The sequence below is a fragment of the Nocardioides limicola genome (assembly GCF_016827675.1).
GTDB lineage: Bacteria > Actinomycetota > Actinomycetes > Propionibacteriales > Nocardioidaceae > Nocardioides > Nocardioides limicola.
The window spans coordinates 37,682-55,732 of sequence record NZ_JAERJA010000014.1; the positions used below are offsets into that span (position 1 = coordinate 37,682).

Consider the following 18,051-nt stretch of genomic DNA (forward strand, 5'->3'; position numbering starts at 1 on the left):
CCTTCGGGTTATCGGGCACTTGCCCTAGTCGAGAGGGCTTCTGCGCGAGGAGAGGACTACAGATGCGTTGGATCAAGGCCGTAGCGGCAGGACTGATGCTGGGTGCACTGGTGGTGTTGCCACCAGCCGGGCTGATCGTGTTCATCGGGAACCCGTGGCCCGAGGGCGGAATCATGTGGTCGGCGGCGCTTAGTGACAGCGCGGTGATCGGGATCCTCGCCGTTGTGGTGTGGGTCTTGTGGGCGCAGTTCGTGCTGTGCGTGCTGGCTGAGGTCACCGCGGCGTTCCGGCAACGCGACCGGGCTGTCGGGGTACCGCTGGCGTTTGGGTTCCAGCAGCAGTTGGCCCGAAGGCTCGTGACTGCCGTCCTGGCTGTCGGCGTCGCCACCCCCGTCCTTGGCTTCACCGGGGCTGCCATCGCCGCAGAGCCTGCCCCGATGCCGGGGCCTCAGTCCTCGATGCTGGTGAGCCACACCGAGGAGGAAGTCGAGGTTGCGGCTCCAACCACCCTGGCCGCAGCCGCGCAAGAGACACGGACCGTGGTAGTTGGTCACCTGGACAACCTCTACACGATCGCCCAGACCCACCTCGGTGCCGGGAACCGGTGGCCCGAGATCGCGCGACTCAATCAAGGCCTGGAGATGAAGGACGGGACCACGTTCACCAACCCCGAGGTCATCCACGCCGGGTGGGAGCTGCGAGTCCCCACGGCTGACGAACCCTCCTCGCCGCAGGAGGCTGGCACCCACACAGTGGCCAAGGGCGAGTACCTGTCCAAGATCGCCCAGGACCGACTCGGCGACGGCAACCGGTGGCCAGAACTCTACGACGCCAACCGTGAGGTGATCGACGACCCGAACCTGATCCATCCCGGTCAGGTACTTGCAGTGCCCGGCGACACCCCAGCACGCGGCACGGTGGCCACCGACAAGGTAGGGCTCGACACACCTGACGTGGCTGAGAGGGCCGAATCGAACGACGCAGCCGCACTAGGGGCAGTCCCCTCAACCGAGCCGCCGGTGGCGGCGCCGCAGGCGGATCCGAGCACCGAGTTCCTCACCCAGATTGTCGACGCTGGTGAGAAGCCGTCGCTTGCTGGCACAACCACGAGCGACAGCGTGAGCCTCGACGAGAACGAGGGGACCGTATGGCCTGTCCGGACCGTTGGCGGAGTCGGTGCGTTCCTAGCCGCCGGTGTCATCGCGCTGATCGCGCTCAGGCGTGGTCGGCAGCGGCGGCAACGCAAGCCTGGTGAGCGGATGCCTCTCCCGTCATCCCCGGCGGCGGCCGAGGTCGAGCAGGAGTTGCGAGTGGTGGCCGATGACCAGGCCGTGGACAATGTCGACGTGGCTCTCCGTGCGTTGGCTGCCGCCTGTGACCAGGACGGGGAACCGAGACCCCGAGTACGGCTGGCCCGCGTGACTGCCTCCCAGATCGACCTCTATCTGTCCGCCGCGGCAACTCTGCCGGCTCCTTGGCGGGCCACGGATGAGTCCACCGTGTGGTTCCTGCCCACCACAGATGCCGCCCAGATCCCGGACCTTGCTGCTGAGGTGGCGGCGCCGTGGCCCGGCTTGGTCACTGTCGGGCATGACGGCGAGGACGGGCTGCTGCTGCTGAACCTGGAGGAAGTGGGGACGTTCGGGGTTGTCGGAGCAGCCCAGGCCCTCAACGTGTTCGCAGCGATCGCGATCGAGTTGGGCACCGCCTCCTGGAGCCAGGACGTATCCCTCACCATCGTGGGGGCCCTCGAGGAACTCGGGGAGCTCCTCGAACCAGGTCGCGTACGGTATGTCCCCTCCGCTAGGAAGCTCGCCCCGGAATCTGGAGCTGCCCTGGAGGTCGTTCTCGATGGTGCGCGCAGCCTCACCCGTGAGGAATGTTCAGCCCTGCGGAACCGAGGCGTGGTGGTGGTCACCCACGGATGGTCCGCGGGGGACACCGGCCTGCAAATCACTGGCCCGGATCAAGCCCGGCTACTGCCCTACAACCTTGAAGTCACCCCTCAACTGGTCGATGACCGCACGTTCGAAGGGCTCCGGGAGATCCTGCAGGCCAGTCTCCTCGAGCCTGTTGCTAGCCAGAGCCGGGAGCCCGTTGTCCCTTTCGACGCGGACGACGTCCTCGACGACGTCGTCCCTGATGCCTCCACCGAGGACCAGGAAGAGGCCGACGCGACAGCCCTGGACCCCGCTGAGGAACCTGCCATCGACGCCACCAGTGTGGGCACGGAGGCCGGGTCCCTCGAGGCGGCTGTTGTGTCGGCTGCACTCCCCGCGGAGGAGCTTGAGGCGACGCTTCACGAGTTCCTCCAGACCGGGCACCCCGTGATCCGACTCCTCGGTGAGGTGGTCGACATCGTGGGCACCACCGCGCCCGCACCGGCCTCTGAAACCCATCAGAAGGTTTGCACCCGGATCGCGGCCTACCTCGCCCTCAACCCCAACACCTCCCGACAGTCACTGAACCAAGCGGTGTGGGGAGGGCAGCGGATCTCCCCAAGCACTGTCGACTCACGAATCAGCAACCTGCGCGCCTGGCTGGGGGAGAACCCCGACACTCAGGAGAAGTACCTGCCTCCGCGCAGCCTGCGGTTCACCGACGCCGTCACAACCGACTGGGGCATCTTCACCAAACTGATCGGCTCCAACCCGACAACGGCAGCCACCACGGCACTCGAGGAGGCGCTCAGCCTGGTCCGAGGGCGACCGCTGGAAGGTGAGGAGTCCAAGCACTACGGATTCGCCGAGTACGTCGTGGCTGAAATGATGGACACAATCGTCGATGCTGCCTACGAGCTCGCCCGGCGCCGCTACTTCGAGGGGTCCTGGCGCAAGGCCGGCCAGGCCGCGGCGCTCGGCGTACTGCTCGAGCCCGGCAACGAACGGCTTTGGCGCCTGCGGATCCACGCCGCACATTCGGCCGGCAACTCTGCCGAGGTCAGCGAGGCGGTCGCCCGGATGCACGCCCGGATCACCGAACTCGGCTTCGAACTCGAGGACGAGACCACCGCACTCCTCCAGGCGCTCGCCCAGCAGGACGCCGAGACAATCTCACTCTCGCGTCAAGCGCTCTAAGAGCCACGGCTCCGCGGCAATGGCTCGAATCGCCCTAGGTTGATCCCGGTCCCAGCTAGGGTTGTTCTGAAGACGACCAGCCCGTGAAGAAGGTGAGGGCGACATGGGGCTTGGCTCAGCTCAGAACAACTGGATCTTCAGCGCGATCGTCCACATCCAGGGGGTAGCAGAGGACGGGTACCAGTATCGGTTCGAGGTTTCGGACAGGCCCGACGGCGCTGTCGTGTGGACAACGTCTCTAGTTGACGGCAGCCGTCTCACCTTCACCATCTCGTCAACCTCGGGACCGTGGGGAACCCTCTGGATCCAGCCAAGTATCGACGGTCTGTGGAGTGGGCCCCGTGCCGTGGTGAGCAAGTCAACGCCCTTTCAGAGTGCAGACAAGGCGAAGTGGCGAGCGATCGGGATCGCTTCCTACCTCCTGACCCAGCTACCAGAGGGGGAAGGCTTCCCCAAGAAGAAGGCACGCAAACACTTCCGGAACTACTTGCTTAGTCAGACAGTCTTCTATCCCTCGTCGGATGGGGGACGGCGAACCATCACCGAGGTCGTCCCCACTGGGTATATCGGCTAGGTGCGATCCGGAGGCCGCTGAACGTCCTTCGTGCAGGCCATCTCACTTCAGGCCCCTCACCCGCCCAGCTCCCCAGCTGTCACATATAGCCCTCGTCTCGTACTTGCCCTGAATGAAGGAGCAACTCCGAGGCAAAGGGACGAATCGGTGATGACCACGGGAGCTAGCGACCAGGTCTGGGTCGACGACTATGTGACCAGTACCGGCACCCACGTAGCCGGGCACTGGCGTAAGCGAACACGCACCCAGGGCGCGACGGCCGAGGTCGGCACCGACCATGGATACGGCCAGCCGGCAGCCGACCTCTCCCCAGCGGCCACGTGCATGGCCGCTGATCCGGTTCCCTCGGGGCCAGCGGCCGAGGCGGCGGTGTGGCGGGTGGCCGGCGGCGGCCAGCTCAGCCACGTCAGCACCCAACCCGTTGGAGTGATCGGCCAGCGCGACGCGAAGGTGGCCGCCGGCCTGGAGGCGCTACGCCGGAGACGTCAAGCACTCGAGCAAACTCACCCAGAAACAACAGCCAACCAGCAGCAGCGATGCTCGACGTGTGGTGAGTTCAAGGGATCTCATCACACATGTCGAGCAGCTGACGGGGTCGTGGTCAACCCGGAAGCCGCGGCGGCCGCAAACAGCTACGTTGACAAGCATGGCGACGTCGCCGTGACTGAGTATGTCCCTCACAGCGGCCAGACGTGCTGGTCAGTAGACGGCCCCCACGGGACCTACTTGGTGACGCCGAGCAAGGCCGGGCAGGTTGAGGTCTGGCGATCAGAGTCGTTCGACCCACCACGGACCTGTACTGACGTCTCGGCCGGACTCGGACGAGCCTGTCGGCTGGCCAGCGCCCTTCCGAAAGGCCGACCTGGGTCGGAGTCGTGGATGCGTGAGGCGAGCATGAGCCTGGAGACCGCAGGTGATGGGATTCCGACTCACTTCCCTGAGGTCGAGGGTCACGGCGGCGTCCAGCTCTCCGAGCGCAACGTCGTCGACCACACCGAGAGCGGGCCCAGTCAGGGGACCTTCACCGTGTGGACTGCAGACCACACCGGCGCGTGCAGCAACCCGACCGAGCACCCCTACGGTCCACGGGCCGGGTTCATCAGCAGTCGTCAAGGCGACCCGGTCTCCAAGTCGACGGCCGCACGCCGGGCTGCCGAGGACGTGGCCGAACGTCAGCAGCCCCGCCGCTGCGACAGGTGTGGCCAGTACCTTCCGTACGACGGCAGCCACACCTGCCCGTCGAGCTCACGCGGCGTGCAGCTCGCCCAGGCGGGTACGTCCCCCGTGGTCGGCGAAGTTGCCGGCACCATGGTTGAGGGCTTGCCGGCATGCAACTACGGCGATCTGAAGGGCGACGAGCGGGTCAAGGCGATGGTCGCCGACTTGGAGGAGTCAGTGAAGGCCGTCGTCGAGAGCGGTCGCCTGGGGGAGTGGCTGGGCGCGATGGCCAGCAACGGGATGAACCGGTGGAGCGCGAACAACCGGATCTTGGCCATGGTTCAGATGTCGCAGCGCGGCGTCGATATCAACGATCTGCATCTGATGGGTTTCCGTCAGTGGGAGAAGTTCAACCGCAAGGTGTCCAAGGGTGCCAAGGCCGTGTGGATCCTCGCGCCGATCACTCGCAAGGTCACCGAGGAGGACGACGACGGCAAGAAGACCGAGCGCAGCCGAGTCGTGGGCTTCAAGAGCGTGCCGGTCTTCAACATCTCCGACACCACCGGAGACCCACTACCCGAGAATCCAGGCAGGCCCGCACCGGGCGAGGCGACACAGGGGACCCTCGAGGGACTCCGGAACCGGGTCGGCACGGTCGGCTACACCTACGAAGAGGTCACGATCCCCGACTGCCAACCCGAGACAGGGGAAGGGACCCTCGGCTACACCGATCCCAAGACCAAGAAGATCGTCGTCGACTCCCGACTCTCCAACGCTCAGAAGGCATCGACGATCGCGCACGAGCTCGGGCACGTTCACTGTGGGCACGTCGACGTCGACTACAGCGAGTACCGCAAGCACCGCGGCCAGATGGAAACTGAGGCGGAGGCAGTCGCCTTCCTCACGATGCGCGCAAGGGGCGCGTCAGACGAGCAGGCTCATTCGTTCTCGCCGGCCTACATCGCAGGCTGGTCCCGCGGGGACGCCAAGATCATGCACTCCGCGATCGACAAGGCCGTCCGGGCCCACAACAAGATCATGGACGGCGACTGGCCGTCGAAGTGAGAAAAGGGAGGTTCGCACATGGCAGGCAAGCGGTATGAGGCCGAGGTCACCGACCCCACAACGGGGGAAGCCACCACGTTCAGCGCCAGAACGGAGGTCGAGCTTGAGCGTCTCATCGAGGAACACCTCGGGATGACGTTCCCGGAGGTGATCTGAAACGGAAACGGATTTGTCGGCGTGTCGGCGCACTGTGCGGAAACCGAAACGGAATGATGTCACGCATGGCGACAACGATGACCAACCGCGGAGGCCGCAAGCCCAAGGGCAACCGGGCAGCGATCAGTTGCCGAGTGCCCTCGGACCAGAAGCCACTCTTCGAGGAAGCTGCCCGTGCTGCGGGCATGCCCCTGGGCGACTACGTCGCCGTGATCCTCGCAGAGCACCACGGCTTCCCTGTTCCGGAGTACCTACTCCCACGGAACAAAGGTCAAGCGGAGTTGCCGATCGGCGCCTAAACGTGAGGAGACCCCCGGCCTGCCAGCCGAGGGTCTCTCTCAGAAAGTGAAACCTGCCCCTTGCCTTTGGGATCCACCACGTTGACGGGCTTGTCCAGGCCCACGTAGAAGAAAGGTTCCGGCCTTGAGCGTACCCGAATCCGGATGCTGCATCACGGATATCGATGGTATGTCCCCCGCCCGCGTGGCGCGGCTCGGCCGATCTCGGTGACCTGATGAAGTCGATCACTTCCGGAATGTGTGTCACACACACACCCGTCGCGGTACTTGCCCCGGGTGTGAGGCCTTCTTCGCGCGACCTGGACACACGCACGCCCACTGTTGGCCGCAGCGGCGACCTTTCTCAGGGAGCGCATGCCCTTCCCAGTAGGGGGCTGCGATGACGATCCAGCCTGCCGGCCGTGGAGCCCGATCGTCGTTCGATCGCGTTCTTGCCGCCGTCGAGGCGGCGGGTCTACGCCACACGGTGACTCACGGCGGCAACCACATCAAGGCCGAGTGCCCCACGCACGACGACAACAGCCCGTCACTCTCGATCGATTACAAGCATCCCGCCACCCTCATCCGATGCTTCGCCTCCTGCGACATCGACGACATCCTTGCCGGGCTTGGGCTGACCACCCCGATGCTGTTCGACGACTACGAGGACCCCGAAGTCTTCATCCAGCGACGAGCACGCGAGCGAGAAGAGGAGCGCAAAGGCGGCAGACGGATGACGCCGAGTCGACCCAAGCGCGTCCAGGTCGAGAAGACCCGGCCTGCGCTGCCAAAGGGTCGGCTACCTGGGCGGGTGACCAAGGTCGAGCCGCGACCGCTCAGCGAGTGGTCGGTCACCACGACGTACGACTACTGCGACGTCGAAGGACTGGTGATCCACCAGGAGGTGCGACACCAACGGTCGATTGAGGTAACCAACCCCGAGACCGGTGAGGTTTCCCAGCAGGTTGAGAAGCGGTTCACTCAGCGCTGGCCCGACAACAAGGGTGGATGGGTCGAGAAGACCCCGGCCGGGTTCGTGCCAGTGCTGTACCGGCTCCCGGACCTAGCGGGTTGGATCGCTGAAGGGCGTTCGGTGTGGCTGTGCGAGGGCGTCAAGGATGCCGAGCGGTTCCTCGAGCTCGGCGAGGCGGCGACCACGAATCCCTCGGGTGCAGGCAACTTCAAGCCTGAGCAGGCAGCGGCACTGGCCGGGGCGCACGTCACGGCCGTGCTGGACCACGACCTAGCCGGCTACCGTCGCGGGCTCAAGCTGGCCAGTGTGCTCACCGAGGTCGCATCGCTGCGCGTGGTGCTGCCGGTGACACTCGGTCTCCACGAGGACGCCAGCGACCACTTCGATGCTGGGCACGGCCTGGAGGACTTCGTCGACGTCACGCTCGAGGAGCTGCGGCTTCTGGAGCAGGTCGCCACGGCCGAGGAAGCGGCTCGGGCAGCGAAGACTGCGGCTGCTGAGGCCCGGGCCCGCGCCGAGATCGCCGCAACTGGTGGCGCGAGGGCCAACGACGAGCTACGGTTCGCCGGTCGCTGGGCAGCCGAGGCAGGCAAGCACCTGGTCAAGGCGTGGGAGGCGCTGCAGACCAGCGACAGCGCTGACGAAGATCAGGCAGAGCGGCTGCTGGCCGCCGTTCGCTCGTGCCAGGACTCGACCATCGGCGCGCACGAGACAGCCGGGATCGCGGCAGGGGACGACCTGCAGCAGTACCTCGGCGAGATCGATGTGCCCGCAGCAGTCGAGGAAGACGTCGTCGAGGACGAGGGAGAGGGAGAGGGAGAGTCCGGTCGCGTTGTCGAACACCCGACCTCGGCCCGGATGCCTGACCCCGCCGGACAGATCGCGACGTCCAAGGGTCACTGGGCCTACGAGCTCGGCGGCCGCGGCCGCCGGCGGCGCGGCGTGTACCAGCTCGAGGACAACCGGTGGGCCTACAAGGCGCCGCTGCCCTACATCCACGCCCGGGTGACCGCTCGCGACGGCTTCGGGCGTCCGACCGGCACCCACTACCTGGTGTCGGCTCAGCCTGACAGCATCCGGGTCCTGATCGGCCACGACGAGCTCAGCCGCCAGACCTGGCCCAACATCCTCGGCCTGGCCGCCCCGTACGACACCACGATCATGAACGCCGCCACCACGGCGCTGGTGAACGCAGCCCGTGATGAGGCCGACGAGGTAGAGGCCACCCCGCAGCTCACGCCGGAAGGGAAGATCTCCCAAGCGATCCCCGAAACCCTGCCGCCGGGGTACCTGGTGGCAAGCCCGATCGAGCGCGCCGAGGCGCTGCAGCGGTGGGCCGAGATCGTCCGACTGGCCACTGAGAGCCCACGCATGGCCATGGTCCTCGGCGCGGCCGCGTTCGGGCCCTTCCAAGGCGCCACGGGCCGTCAGCCGCACATTGTGTCGCTGCATGGTGACGCAGCCCAGGGCAAGTCGGTCACCCTCCGCACCGCGGGATCCATTTGGGGTTACCCCGGTGGTGCCGGTGACGCCGGGTTGGTGGAGTCATGGAACCAGTCTGGGCAGGGCCCGATCTCCTACCTGGGCATGCTCGGTGTGCTGCCGGCGTTCTTCGATGAGAGTGCCATGGCTGGGAAGATCAACCCCGAGGCGTGGGGCAAACAGATCTACGACATCTGCAACGGCGCCTCTCGTGGGCGTCCTGCGGCGGCGGGCCGTCTCGGCTACCACCGGGGGCGTGGTTGGTACGGGATCATGTTCTCGGCTGGCAACGGCCGGCTCCTCGCCAACGTGGGCGCCGGCGGGTTCGCCGGGTCGCCGCGGCGCGTGGTCGAGTTGGGCACCCCGTTCACACAGTCAGAGACTCACTCCGACGCGATCGAGGGCCTCTCCCGGGAGGTCTACGGCCACCTGGGCATCGCCCTGCTCGAGGCCAACTCGACCGAGACTGCCCAGCGCTACCTTGCTTTCGCTGATGACCTGCTTGGCGAGATCGACACCGATGACCGGATGGCATACGAGATCCGGAAGCACCTGGTCTCGCACATCGCCGGTGCAGCGATGATCGATGACCTGGTCGGCACACACGGGCTGCTGGCCGCGGCCGCGGCTGACGGAGCGGTCGAGTATCTGGCCGAGTGGGAAGCGCCGCTGCACGACGCCGACCGTCTGCTTGAGGCGATCCACGACAGCCTGTTCCAGGAGCCTGCGTGCTGGCCGACCGTCGCACAGCACATCGAGAACACGCAGGCGCCGACCTTCGGAGACTCGGCGTCGACAGAGATCGCTCGTCACGGCGTAGCCCTCAAGACCAAGGGGCTGGTGTCCAACAACGAGGAGTGGCTGGGTGTCTTCCCGACCGTGTGGACCTCCCTGTGTAACGAGCTCGGCGTGGACTCCGACGTTGCCTGCCGTGAGCTCACCAAGCGCGGCGTGCTGATCCGACAGGGGTCCTCCAACAAGCCGGGGGCCCGGAACTTCACCTCGGTGGTGAATGTCGGCAGGGGGGAGAAGCGGGTGCGGCTCTACAAGCTCGCCTACCCGCAACTCGACGGCCCGGAGAACGACGAGGAGCTGCCGCTTGAGGAGGGCCCCAGTGACGGTGGTCCCGACGCCCAGTCGACTACGGATGAACCGGTGATCGACCGGCGCGCATTTTCTGGCTCCCAGGGCAACAGGGTTACGGCTTCCGCGGACGAGGTTACGGCGAGGGTTACGGCAGCCGATGTGCCTCTGACCTGCGGGGTTACGGCGGTTACGGGGGTTACGGCCTCGCGGGCACACGTGGGCGCGCACGCGAGCGAGATCCATTTTCCCGGCGCAGAGCCCACCCCGGATGCCCCCGCTGAGGCACCTTCCGGAGAAGTCCTGACGAAGCTCGAGAACCTCCAGCCCTGCGACGTCTGCGGCGAGCCGACCGGGTACGCCGTCAACGGCGTCGTGGTCCACGGCGGCGACTGCGTCGACCAGCTCACCCCGAGCAAGGCGCCGGTCGCCCAGCCGTCCAATGAGGCTCCGGAGCACCGGAAGACGACCGAGGGCCGCGAGGCCCGGTTCACCGCCCCGGCTGCCTGCATCGACGCCGAGAGCATCCACCTGGCCGACGGCACCACCCGACCGTTCCCGGAGATCTCCCACATCGGTGACCTGGCCCTGCTGACTGGCCGCGAGCAACTGCGGCTCGGCTGGGGCGGGGGAGAGGACCGGCTACCCGACCAGGGCCAGATCTGGCTGTACCCCGACGCTCTGGAGCGTCTCGGGTTCCCGACCGAGATGCCGCTGCCCGCCAAGGCGCTAACCAAGTCCCAGCGCGCCAAGGAGACCCAGAAGCTCTTCTCCAAGCTCGACGACCACCCACTGGTGTCGGGTGCGCTCGAGGCTGGCTGGCACCTCGGGCAGGGCGGGCACATGGACGTGTGGACCCGGATCTGGCACCCCGAACTGCTGCCGGCCGGCGCGCTGCTAGTGGGCCTGTCTTGGCACCGCATCGAGGGCGTGGCGCTGTTCGAGGACCACCCCGCTCCGGCCGAGCTTTCCCGGCGCCTGCTGCTGTTCGCGAGGCACGTCGGGGTGTCCTACCGGATCACCTCCGCCGCCACCGGCCTCGACCTGATCGACCACCACCGCCCGCCGCGGCGCAGCATCGACGACGACAAGGGCGCTTCCCGCGGCCGCGTCGCGCTGATCCGCAAAACCGCGGCCGAGCTGCCGGGTTGGCGGGCCAACTCCAAGGACGCGCGGTTCGCCGGCCTCGAGCAGGACTTCTCCTGGTGGCGCGCATGGGACTCGCTTCCCGAGAGCGAGCGGGGCCGAAGGTACGTCCACGGTTACGACCGCAACGCGAGCTACCTGGTTCCGTGGCGCAGCATCGACCTGGGCGTTGAGGACCTGATTCACCGCACCGGCGACGCCGCGGCGTGGGACGGCAAGGAGAAGCCCGGGTACTACCTGATCGACGCCAACTACGAGTGGCCCTCGTGGGGTCTCCCGGACCCGGGAACGGCCGCTGGCGCCCGGGTGGGCGGCGGCAAGATGTGGGTCACCGTGCACACCCTCCGGCAGCTCAAGGCTCACGGGATCGCCCCGCGGGTGCACGAGTCCTACACCTGGGGTGTGACCGCGCGGTACCTCGAGGGACCGGGCACTGCTCTCGGGCAGGCGCGCATGGCCCTCATCGGCAGCCGGGACGCGGGGGAGCTGGCTGTGCTGGCCACGATCAAGGCCCTGTACTCGGCCACGGTCGGCAAGCTCGCCGAGCGCGAACACTACGCCGACTTCCATCTGTGGCGCCCGGACTGGCGCGACCACGTCATCTCCGCGACCCGCACCGCGATCCTGTACACAATCACGAAGGCGCAGGAGATCTCCGGAGAGCACCCGCTGGTGGTCGACCGTGACGCGGTCTTCTACGCCTCCGACAACCCCGACCCGATCGCCGCTTGGCCCGGCGACCCGGCCAAGCTCGGCACCTCGCTGGGTTCCTGGAAGCCGATCGGCACCGCGGATCTGCAGACCTGGGGGCCGGAGTACCTGCCCAAGAGGACCGGCCGCTGGCACTATGCCGACGCTGTCGCCGCTCTCGCTGGGGATGCTCGATGACTGCCCAGCGAGATCGGCGGATGCCGTACGTGTGGGACGGGAACCTTGTCGATCCCGCGGTCGAAATCGACGGGTGCTACCGGTCCGCCGAGATCGACCGCACCGAGGCCAACGGTTACCCGACCGGTTCTGAGGACGCTGCCGACTGCCTCCTGTCCGCGCAGCGGTGGGAGACCCAGGCCCAACTGATTGAGCGCGAGTGGCTGGCCACAACTGGAGCGGAGTGCGACGATGCCTGATCAGCCCCAACCCTCACGCGCTGAGGCCCTGTGGGCCGCGGTGCGCAAGACCCCGGAGAAGAGACCGACGCCGGAGTCCATGGTGCGTGACCTGTACGGACAGACCCGGCGTGGGTCTCCGAACACCAAGGGGGCCGCCGCACAGCTCGGGGTGAGCCAACGGACGGTGCAGCGGTGGCTCAAGCAGGGCATGCCCAAGAGAAGCGCAGCGGCGGAGAACCTGACCCAGCAGCACGGATCGTGGCGCGCCAGCCCGGCCGGGCGGCGGGCACGACTGAGCACCCGGCGGGAGTCGCGGCTACGGAACAAGGGCACCCAGATGGTGTTCTACGGAAAGGTCCGCATCAGCGCCGATGAGCGTCGACGTGGAACAACGGTGACGATCGGCCCCGAACGGATGGCGCAGATCCTCGACGCCGCCCTCGCCGCGGATGATCAGCTCGCATTGGCCAGCCTCGAGGAGGCGTTCGGTGAGGCGTTCGGTGGGTCGGTGACCCTGGTCGAGATCGACCAACTCGACACCTTCGGATAGACCGAAAAGGAGGATTCGATGCACGACACACAGGCCGCGTGGTTGCACGGTTTCGCCATCAAGGGCCCGGGTGGGCTGCTGGGCGAAACCCCAGTTCGTGTCGGGCCGCTCGCCAAGGTGAACTTCCTGGTTGGACGCAATAACCACGGCAAATCCACCCTTCTTAAAGCAGCGACCCGCTGGGTCCCAGGGTCGACCAGGACGAAGGGCTTGGTCGCTGAAACGCTCGTGCCGGTCAAAAGAGAGGCGATGAAGCGCTTCTTCCGGACAGAGCAAGGGCTCCAGGCCGCGATCGTCGAGGGCCAAGCGCTGGAGTTGGACAGCACCCGGGTGGCGGTCTGGGTGAAGGCAGAGCCCGGAACCGAACTCAAGAGTGGTTACGTCATGCAGGAGCTGACGAGACCAGCGGGTGGAACGAGCATTAATGACGCCGCGATCGGGCTGCACCTAGCCCGGAAGGCGGTGTTGATCCCTGCCTTCCGGGCTCTAAGTCCTATTGATGACGAGACTGGGAAGACTGCCCCCGCCTTGTACAAGGGGGAAGGTCTTGTCAGAGAACTGGCGACGTGGCAGAACCCGGTGAACCCCGGCACCGCCGGCTACGACGCTGCCCGAGCGCGGTGGGGGAGTCTCCGAGAGTTCATGCGCGATGTCCTCGAGGACCCCAATGCTGATCTTGAGGTGGCCGCGAACCAGACAGACCTCCACGTCCGCCTGGCCCAGGCCGGGCGGATGCTCAAGATCGATGATCTTGGCGACGGGGTGAAGCAGGTACTGATGATCGCGGCGGCGTGTGTCTACTACTCCGATCACCTGGTGTGCCTCGAGGAGCCCGAGATCCACCTGCACGCGGGGCTCCAACGCAAGCTCATGAAGTTCTTGGCAGAGAAGACCAGCAACCAGTATCTGATCGCCACCCACAGTGCACACGTGCTAGATCTGCCAGGGGCTCGGATCTTCCATGTCACCCACAACGGCGAGTCAACGCAGGTTGCTCCAGCGGTTCGCGCCTCCGAGGTGCAACGAATCTGTCAGGACTTGGGCTATATGGCCTCCGACCTACTGCAGGCCAACTACACGGTATGGGTCGAGGGCCCGTCGGATCGGATCTACTGGCGTCGATGGCTCGAGCTGGTGGACCCCGACCTGGCGGAAGGGGTCCACTACACCGTTATGAGCTACGGCGGCTACCTGGTTAGCGAAGTGAGCCTGGAGCCCGACGAAGCGGCGAATACGTTCGAGGACGGCCTTGTGCGATTGCTTAACCTGGGACGCGAATGCACCCTGATCGCTGACAGCGACAAGGCGTCGGCAACCTCCGAACTCTCCCCGACGATCCTGCGCCTGCGAGAGGAAGCTCGATCGGATGGCAGCGGGCGCCTAGTCGTCATCGAGGAGGTCCGCACGGTGGAGAACTTGATCCCACGTGAGTTGTTCCGCGAGGTGGTCACCGAGCGGCATCCGAACGCCGGCCGCAGGCTCAAGAAGGCAGATGGGTACGGGAGGTTCGAGAAGCCGTTCGAGGGGATGCGTGCAGGAACATACTCCAAACCTGAGATCGCAAGGCTGGTTGCCGATCGCCTCCAACCGGAGCATGTCGATGGAGTACTGCGCACCGAGGTGGGTGCGTTGGCTAGCCGGATCCGCGCCGCCAACGGTCTCGGCGAGAGGGACACAGCCGTTGGTGGGGTGTGAAGGCGAGCAGCGTCTCCGGACGTTCCGGCGGCGACCGGGCGCGCCTCAAGGGGTGATCTGCATTTGTCTACAGCAGTGCGACAAATGCAGACCGAATGTGAATCAACTCACCTCTGCTACAGCATTTGTCAATCACTTCACGTACAATTGCCGACATGGCCGCAGTGACCCTCACGACGCTGGGCGCCATCGCTGAGCAGCGATGGGGTCTGCTGACGACTGCCCAGGCAGAGGCTGCCGGCGTGAGCCGTCAGCAGCTGTCGCGGTGGTCGACCAGCGGCGTGCTCGAGCGGGTCGCCCAGGGCGTCTACCGGATGGCTGGCGCTCCGCCTCAGGACCACGAGTCGATCTATGCGACCTGGCTGGCGCTCGGAGGAGCGACCTCACCGGCGCCGACGCCGGGAGTCTCTGCGGTCGTTGCCGCCGGGACCACCGCGGCGATCGTGCACGGGCTGGGTGACTTCTTCCTCGACGAGATCGACTTCATCGTCCCGGCCCGCAAGTCCACCCGGCTGCCCGGGGTGAAGCTGCGAGTGAAGAAGCTGACCCGCGATGAGGTGTTCCCGGTCAACGGGCTTCCGACGCTGACGGTGGAGCGCACGATCGCGGACCTGGTCGAGCAATGGGTCGACCTGTCCCTGGTGGCCGACGTGGTGCGCGATGGCGTTACCTCGAGGAAGCTCGCGTTTCCCGATGCCCTGGTGAGCTACCTCGACCCGATTGCGAGGGCACAGAGGCGCACCGATGTGGGTGCGGGGGACGGGCGAGTCATGGCGAGCGATCTGTTCGAGCTCGCGGGTGTCTACCCGGAGAGGTGGGACCGTGGCTGAGGGCGGGTACGCGAACTGGCGGGCGCTCGAACTGGCCACTAAGGAGGCCGCGAAGCGGCGAGAGCGTGACACGGGTTCCACGGCGCCGTCTGTGCGTCTGGATGCACAGATCCAGCAGGCCCGGTTCGACCGATTCCTGACGCGGGTATTCGCCGATGGAGAGCAGTCGGGGTGGATGCTCAAGGGTGGTCTAAGCATGCTGGCTCGGGTCCCTGCTGCCCGTCGAACGAAGGACGTGGACCTCGCCGCTGATCTAGCTGACCTCGACGAGGCGCGAGAAGCGCTGTCGCGGGCGGTCGACGTCGACCTGGGCGACCACATGACGTTCCGGTTCACCGGCGAAGAGGAGATCGGGCAGGGGGAGAACCAGCCCGGTGTGCTGATGCGACGTTTCGTGTTCGCCTGCATCGATACCAGCACCGGCGAGGGTGTCGAGCGCGGTACTCGGGTGAAGGTCGACGTCGTCGTAGGGCCGGCGCCGGTGGGCAAGCCGGAGGTTGTTGAGCCGGCGAGCCGGCTCCATCTGGCGCGGCCGCTGGTCACGCACCCCTACCGGCTCTACCCGACAGTCGATCAGATCGCTGACAAGGTCTGCGCGACCATGTCGACTTACGGAGATTCCGATCGACGCTCCAGTCGGGTCAAGGACCTGGTCGACCTAGTCGTGCTGGCCCGGACCCAGAAGGTCAACCTCGAAGAGCTGCGGGTGGCGATCGCGACCAAGGCAGCTCTGAGCCAGCTCACCCCGTTCACACAACTCCAGGTGCCAAACGACTGGGCGCAGTCCTACCCCAAGGAGGCCCGCGGTGTCCCCGGTGCGGGGGACCTGACCCCTGCCGAGGCCGAGGCGTACGTCGCGCAGTTGGTCGACCCGGCGCTGGCCCCTGTGGGCTCTGAGACCGCTGTGTGGGTGCCTGGTGCGGGCTGGACGGCACCGGAGGCCGTGGAGGCTACTGAGGTCGCCGTAGCGGCTGACGTGGCCGCTGGAGGCGATGTGTACGTGCGGCACCACATCCGTGGTGGATGGCCGGTGCGTGAGCACTGGCGGGCAGCTCGCGGGACCGCCGTCGGGCAGAGCACCTGGCCGAGGACCACGCAGACGAGCGACAAGGGCGCTGACTGATGGCCGTCAGACCTACCGTCAAGACGGTGGCCGACGAGCAGCTCGAGCTCGACTGGGTGCCGGCCGCGACACCCTCGACGACCGACTTCGTCTGCTGGCTGTGGGCCGCCTTCCCGCCGAGAAACGGCCGGCTGAACATCGCGCGGATCGCCGAGGCGCTGGAGATCTCACCCACGACGCTGCGCCGCTGGATCGCCGAGGACGAACCCAAGCTCCTGCGCCAGCAGGTCGTCAGGATGCACCAGCGGGCCATCCTGCGCGGTCGAGGGACATACCTCTGGCCCGCGCTCGACGAGGCCAGCCGGCGCCGGTCGGAACTGGCGTACGCGACCGCGAAGCGCAACGACGAGCTGATCCGGACTGAGCCGGACCGGATCGCCCCGACGTGGAAGAAGAACGGCACCCTCGACAAGCGGTGGGTCTACGTCGTGCACTGGCCCCGTGCGCACGCCTACGGGGTCGCGGTCGTCACGCACCACAAGTCCTCAGCCAGGGTGCTGCGGCACGGTGAGATCCTCGACGCGATCGAGGTGCCCAACAAGTACGCCGCGATCGCGCTCAAGCAGGAGATCCTCGCCCGGGTCGACGAGCACCGATGCATCACCCCCAAGCACCTGGTGCCGACCGGTCACACCGAGACCTGGCGTGAGACTGGCGGGCCGACGACCATCCGCCGGCCTTTGGAGGTGGCGGTGGTGCGGTTCGCCGGCCTCGAGGCAGACCGCACAGTCGTCGAGGACCTCCAGGTGCGGTTCCCGCTGGCCCGGGTGGCCGAGCATGTTGTGGACAGCGCTGCGACGGCCTGTGCGGCTCTGACGCTGCCGGTCGACGTGGTGGTGCTGGCCTCGACCGGCTGGACGAAGAAGACGTGGGGGAGCGCGAGGCGGCCGTGGCCAGGCGGGCGGTGGTTCGTCGGCGGCCGCAGGCCCCGGGCAGCGGGTATGTCCCTAGGTGAGCTCGTCAACGGCGTCGGCTCCGCTGGCGGGTTCCGGGCGCCGCTGGTGGTCGTGGCCGCCGGGCATGCGAACGTCGGCCGCGGCCAGCTGCGAACGCTCGGTGGCGATACGTCCCGTGTGCTGCTCCAGATCGCGGGGCGCCGTGGGGCGGCCGAGCTCATCGAACTTGAGGAACTCATTCAGCGGTATGACCACGACCGGGAGGAGCCGCGGCGAGCAGCGCGTGGGCTCCTGCGGTACGTCCCGGCCTGAATCACCGAAGGGCGTAGGAGATCAGGGCGCCAGCCGTCAGGAAGGCTAAGTTGAGACCTGCTGACATCCAGAAGGCACGTCTACTTGAGTCCCGGAACTGGATGTCGAGCCGGTGCGTGAGGGCCTCGGCTTGCGATTCGGTGACCTCAGCGAGCTCCGCAACCTGACGAGCCGCTACCTGACGCTCAGCTGTTTCTTCCTCAAGGCGAGCGATCTCGTCTCTCAACGAAGTCAGCCGGTCGATCGATGCATTGATGACCAGCAGTGAATCCCCAGCTTGGCGCGTGTACCTTCCGTCGCCGGCGCCGCCTTCTGGCGTCAACTACATCGGAGGCGGCGCCGGCGGCAGCGAGAACCCCAAAGGCAGCCAATGGGACAGCAACTGCGACCGACCAGAGATCGCCGCTGAGCAGTGCAACTGCTGCCACCACTCCGGCCATCACGAGCATCATTACGCCGAGCCACTCATAGGTGGAGGTGCTCGCGGAGCGAGCCCCCCGAGGCTCCACTGCCCGCGGAGCGGGCAGTACCGGGCGGAGCACGG

At 66.8% G+C, this 18,051-nt stretch carries 12 protein-coding genes; all 12 read left to right on the forward strand.

Annotated elements, in window-relative coordinates; translation table 11 throughout:
* Positions 1 to 62: 62 nt before the first annotated feature.
* Positions 63 to 3,077 (forward strand): AfsR/SARP family transcriptional regulator, encoded by a 3,015-nt coding sequence (locus tag JKG67_RS17475; RefSeq protein ID WP_203338636.1) that lies wholly within the window; start codon positions 63 to 65, stop codon positions 3,075 to 3,077.
* Positions 3,078 to 3,180: 103 nt separating this feature from the next.
* Positions 3,181 to 3,651, forward strand: a complete 471-nt coding sequence (locus tag JKG67_RS17480; protein WP_203338637.1) for a hypothetical protein — start codon at positions 3,181 to 3,183, stop codon at positions 3,649 to 3,651.
* An 879-nt stretch (positions 3,652 to 4,530) separates the two neighbouring features.
* On the forward strand, positions 4,531 to 5,874 hold the full coding sequence (locus JKG67_RS17485; protein WP_203338638.1) for an ImmA/IrrE family metallo-endopeptidase: 1,344 nt from the start codon (positions 4,531 to 4,533) through the stop codon (positions 5,872 to 5,874).
* Positions 5,875 to 5,892: 18 nt separating this feature from the next.
* Positions 5,893 to 6,030, forward strand: a complete 138-nt coding sequence (locus JKG67_RS17490) for a hypothetical protein (protein ID WP_203338639.1) — start codon at positions 5,893 to 5,895, stop codon at positions 6,028 to 6,030.
* A gap of 77 nt (positions 6,031 to 6,107) precedes the next feature.
* Positions 6,108 to 6,329 carry a hypothetical protein gene (locus JKG67_RS17495; RefSeq protein ID WP_203338640.1) on the forward strand — a complete coding sequence of 74 codons (222 nt, stop codon included), beginning with the start codon at positions 6,108 to 6,110 and terminating at the stop codon, positions 6,327 to 6,329.
* Between the two features lie 379 nt (positions 6,330 to 6,708).
* Positions 6,709 to 11,880: a DUF927 domain-containing protein gene (locus JKG67_RS17500; protein ID WP_203338641.1), complete on the forward strand. Its 5,172-nt coding sequence runs from the start codon at positions 6,709 to 6,711 to the stop codon at positions 11,878 to 11,880.
* The gene (locus tag JKG67_RS17505; protein WP_203338642.1) at positions 11,877 to 12,119 is read left to right on the forward strand and encodes a hypothetical protein; all 243 of its coding nucleotides are present in this window, start codon (positions 11,877 to 11,879) and stop codon (positions 12,117 to 12,119) included. The genes JKG67_RS17500 and JKG67_RS17505 overlap by 4 nt, the downstream gene beginning before the upstream one ends.
* Complete coding sequence (locus tag JKG67_RS17510; protein ID WP_203338643.1) at positions 12,112 to 12,651, forward strand: hypothetical protein; 540 nt, start codon at positions 12,112 to 12,114, stop codon at positions 12,649 to 12,651. Before JKG67_RS17505 ends, JKG67_RS17510 begins: the two co-directional genes overlap by 8 nt.
* Before the next feature lie 18 nt (positions 12,652 to 12,669).
* Positions 12,670 to 14,346, forward strand: coding sequence for an AAA family ATPase (locus JKG67_RS17515; RefSeq protein ID WP_203338644.1), 1,677 nt, complete (start codon positions 12,670 to 12,672; stop codon positions 14,344 to 14,346).
* 155 nt (positions 14,347 to 14,501) lie between these two features.
* Positions 14,502 to 15,176, forward strand: a complete 675-nt coding sequence (locus JKG67_RS17520) for a type IV toxin-antitoxin system AbiEi family antitoxin domain-containing protein (protein WP_203338645.1) — start codon at positions 14,502 to 14,504, stop codon at positions 15,174 to 15,176.
* Positions 15,169 to 16,299, forward strand: coding sequence for a nucleotidyl transferase AbiEii/AbiGii toxin family protein (locus JKG67_RS17525; RefSeq protein WP_307816617.1), 1,131 nt, complete (start codon positions 15,169 to 15,171; stop codon positions 16,297 to 16,299). The genes JKG67_RS17520 and JKG67_RS17525 overlap by 8 nt, the downstream gene beginning before the upstream one ends.
* Entirely contained in the window at positions 16,299 to 17,507 is a 1,209-nt protein-coding gene (locus JKG67_RS17530) for a hypothetical protein (RefSeq protein WP_203338647.1), read from the forward strand. The genes JKG67_RS17525 and JKG67_RS17530 overlap by 1 nt, the downstream gene beginning before the upstream one ends.
* Positions 17,508 to 18,051: the final 544 nt, after the last annotated feature.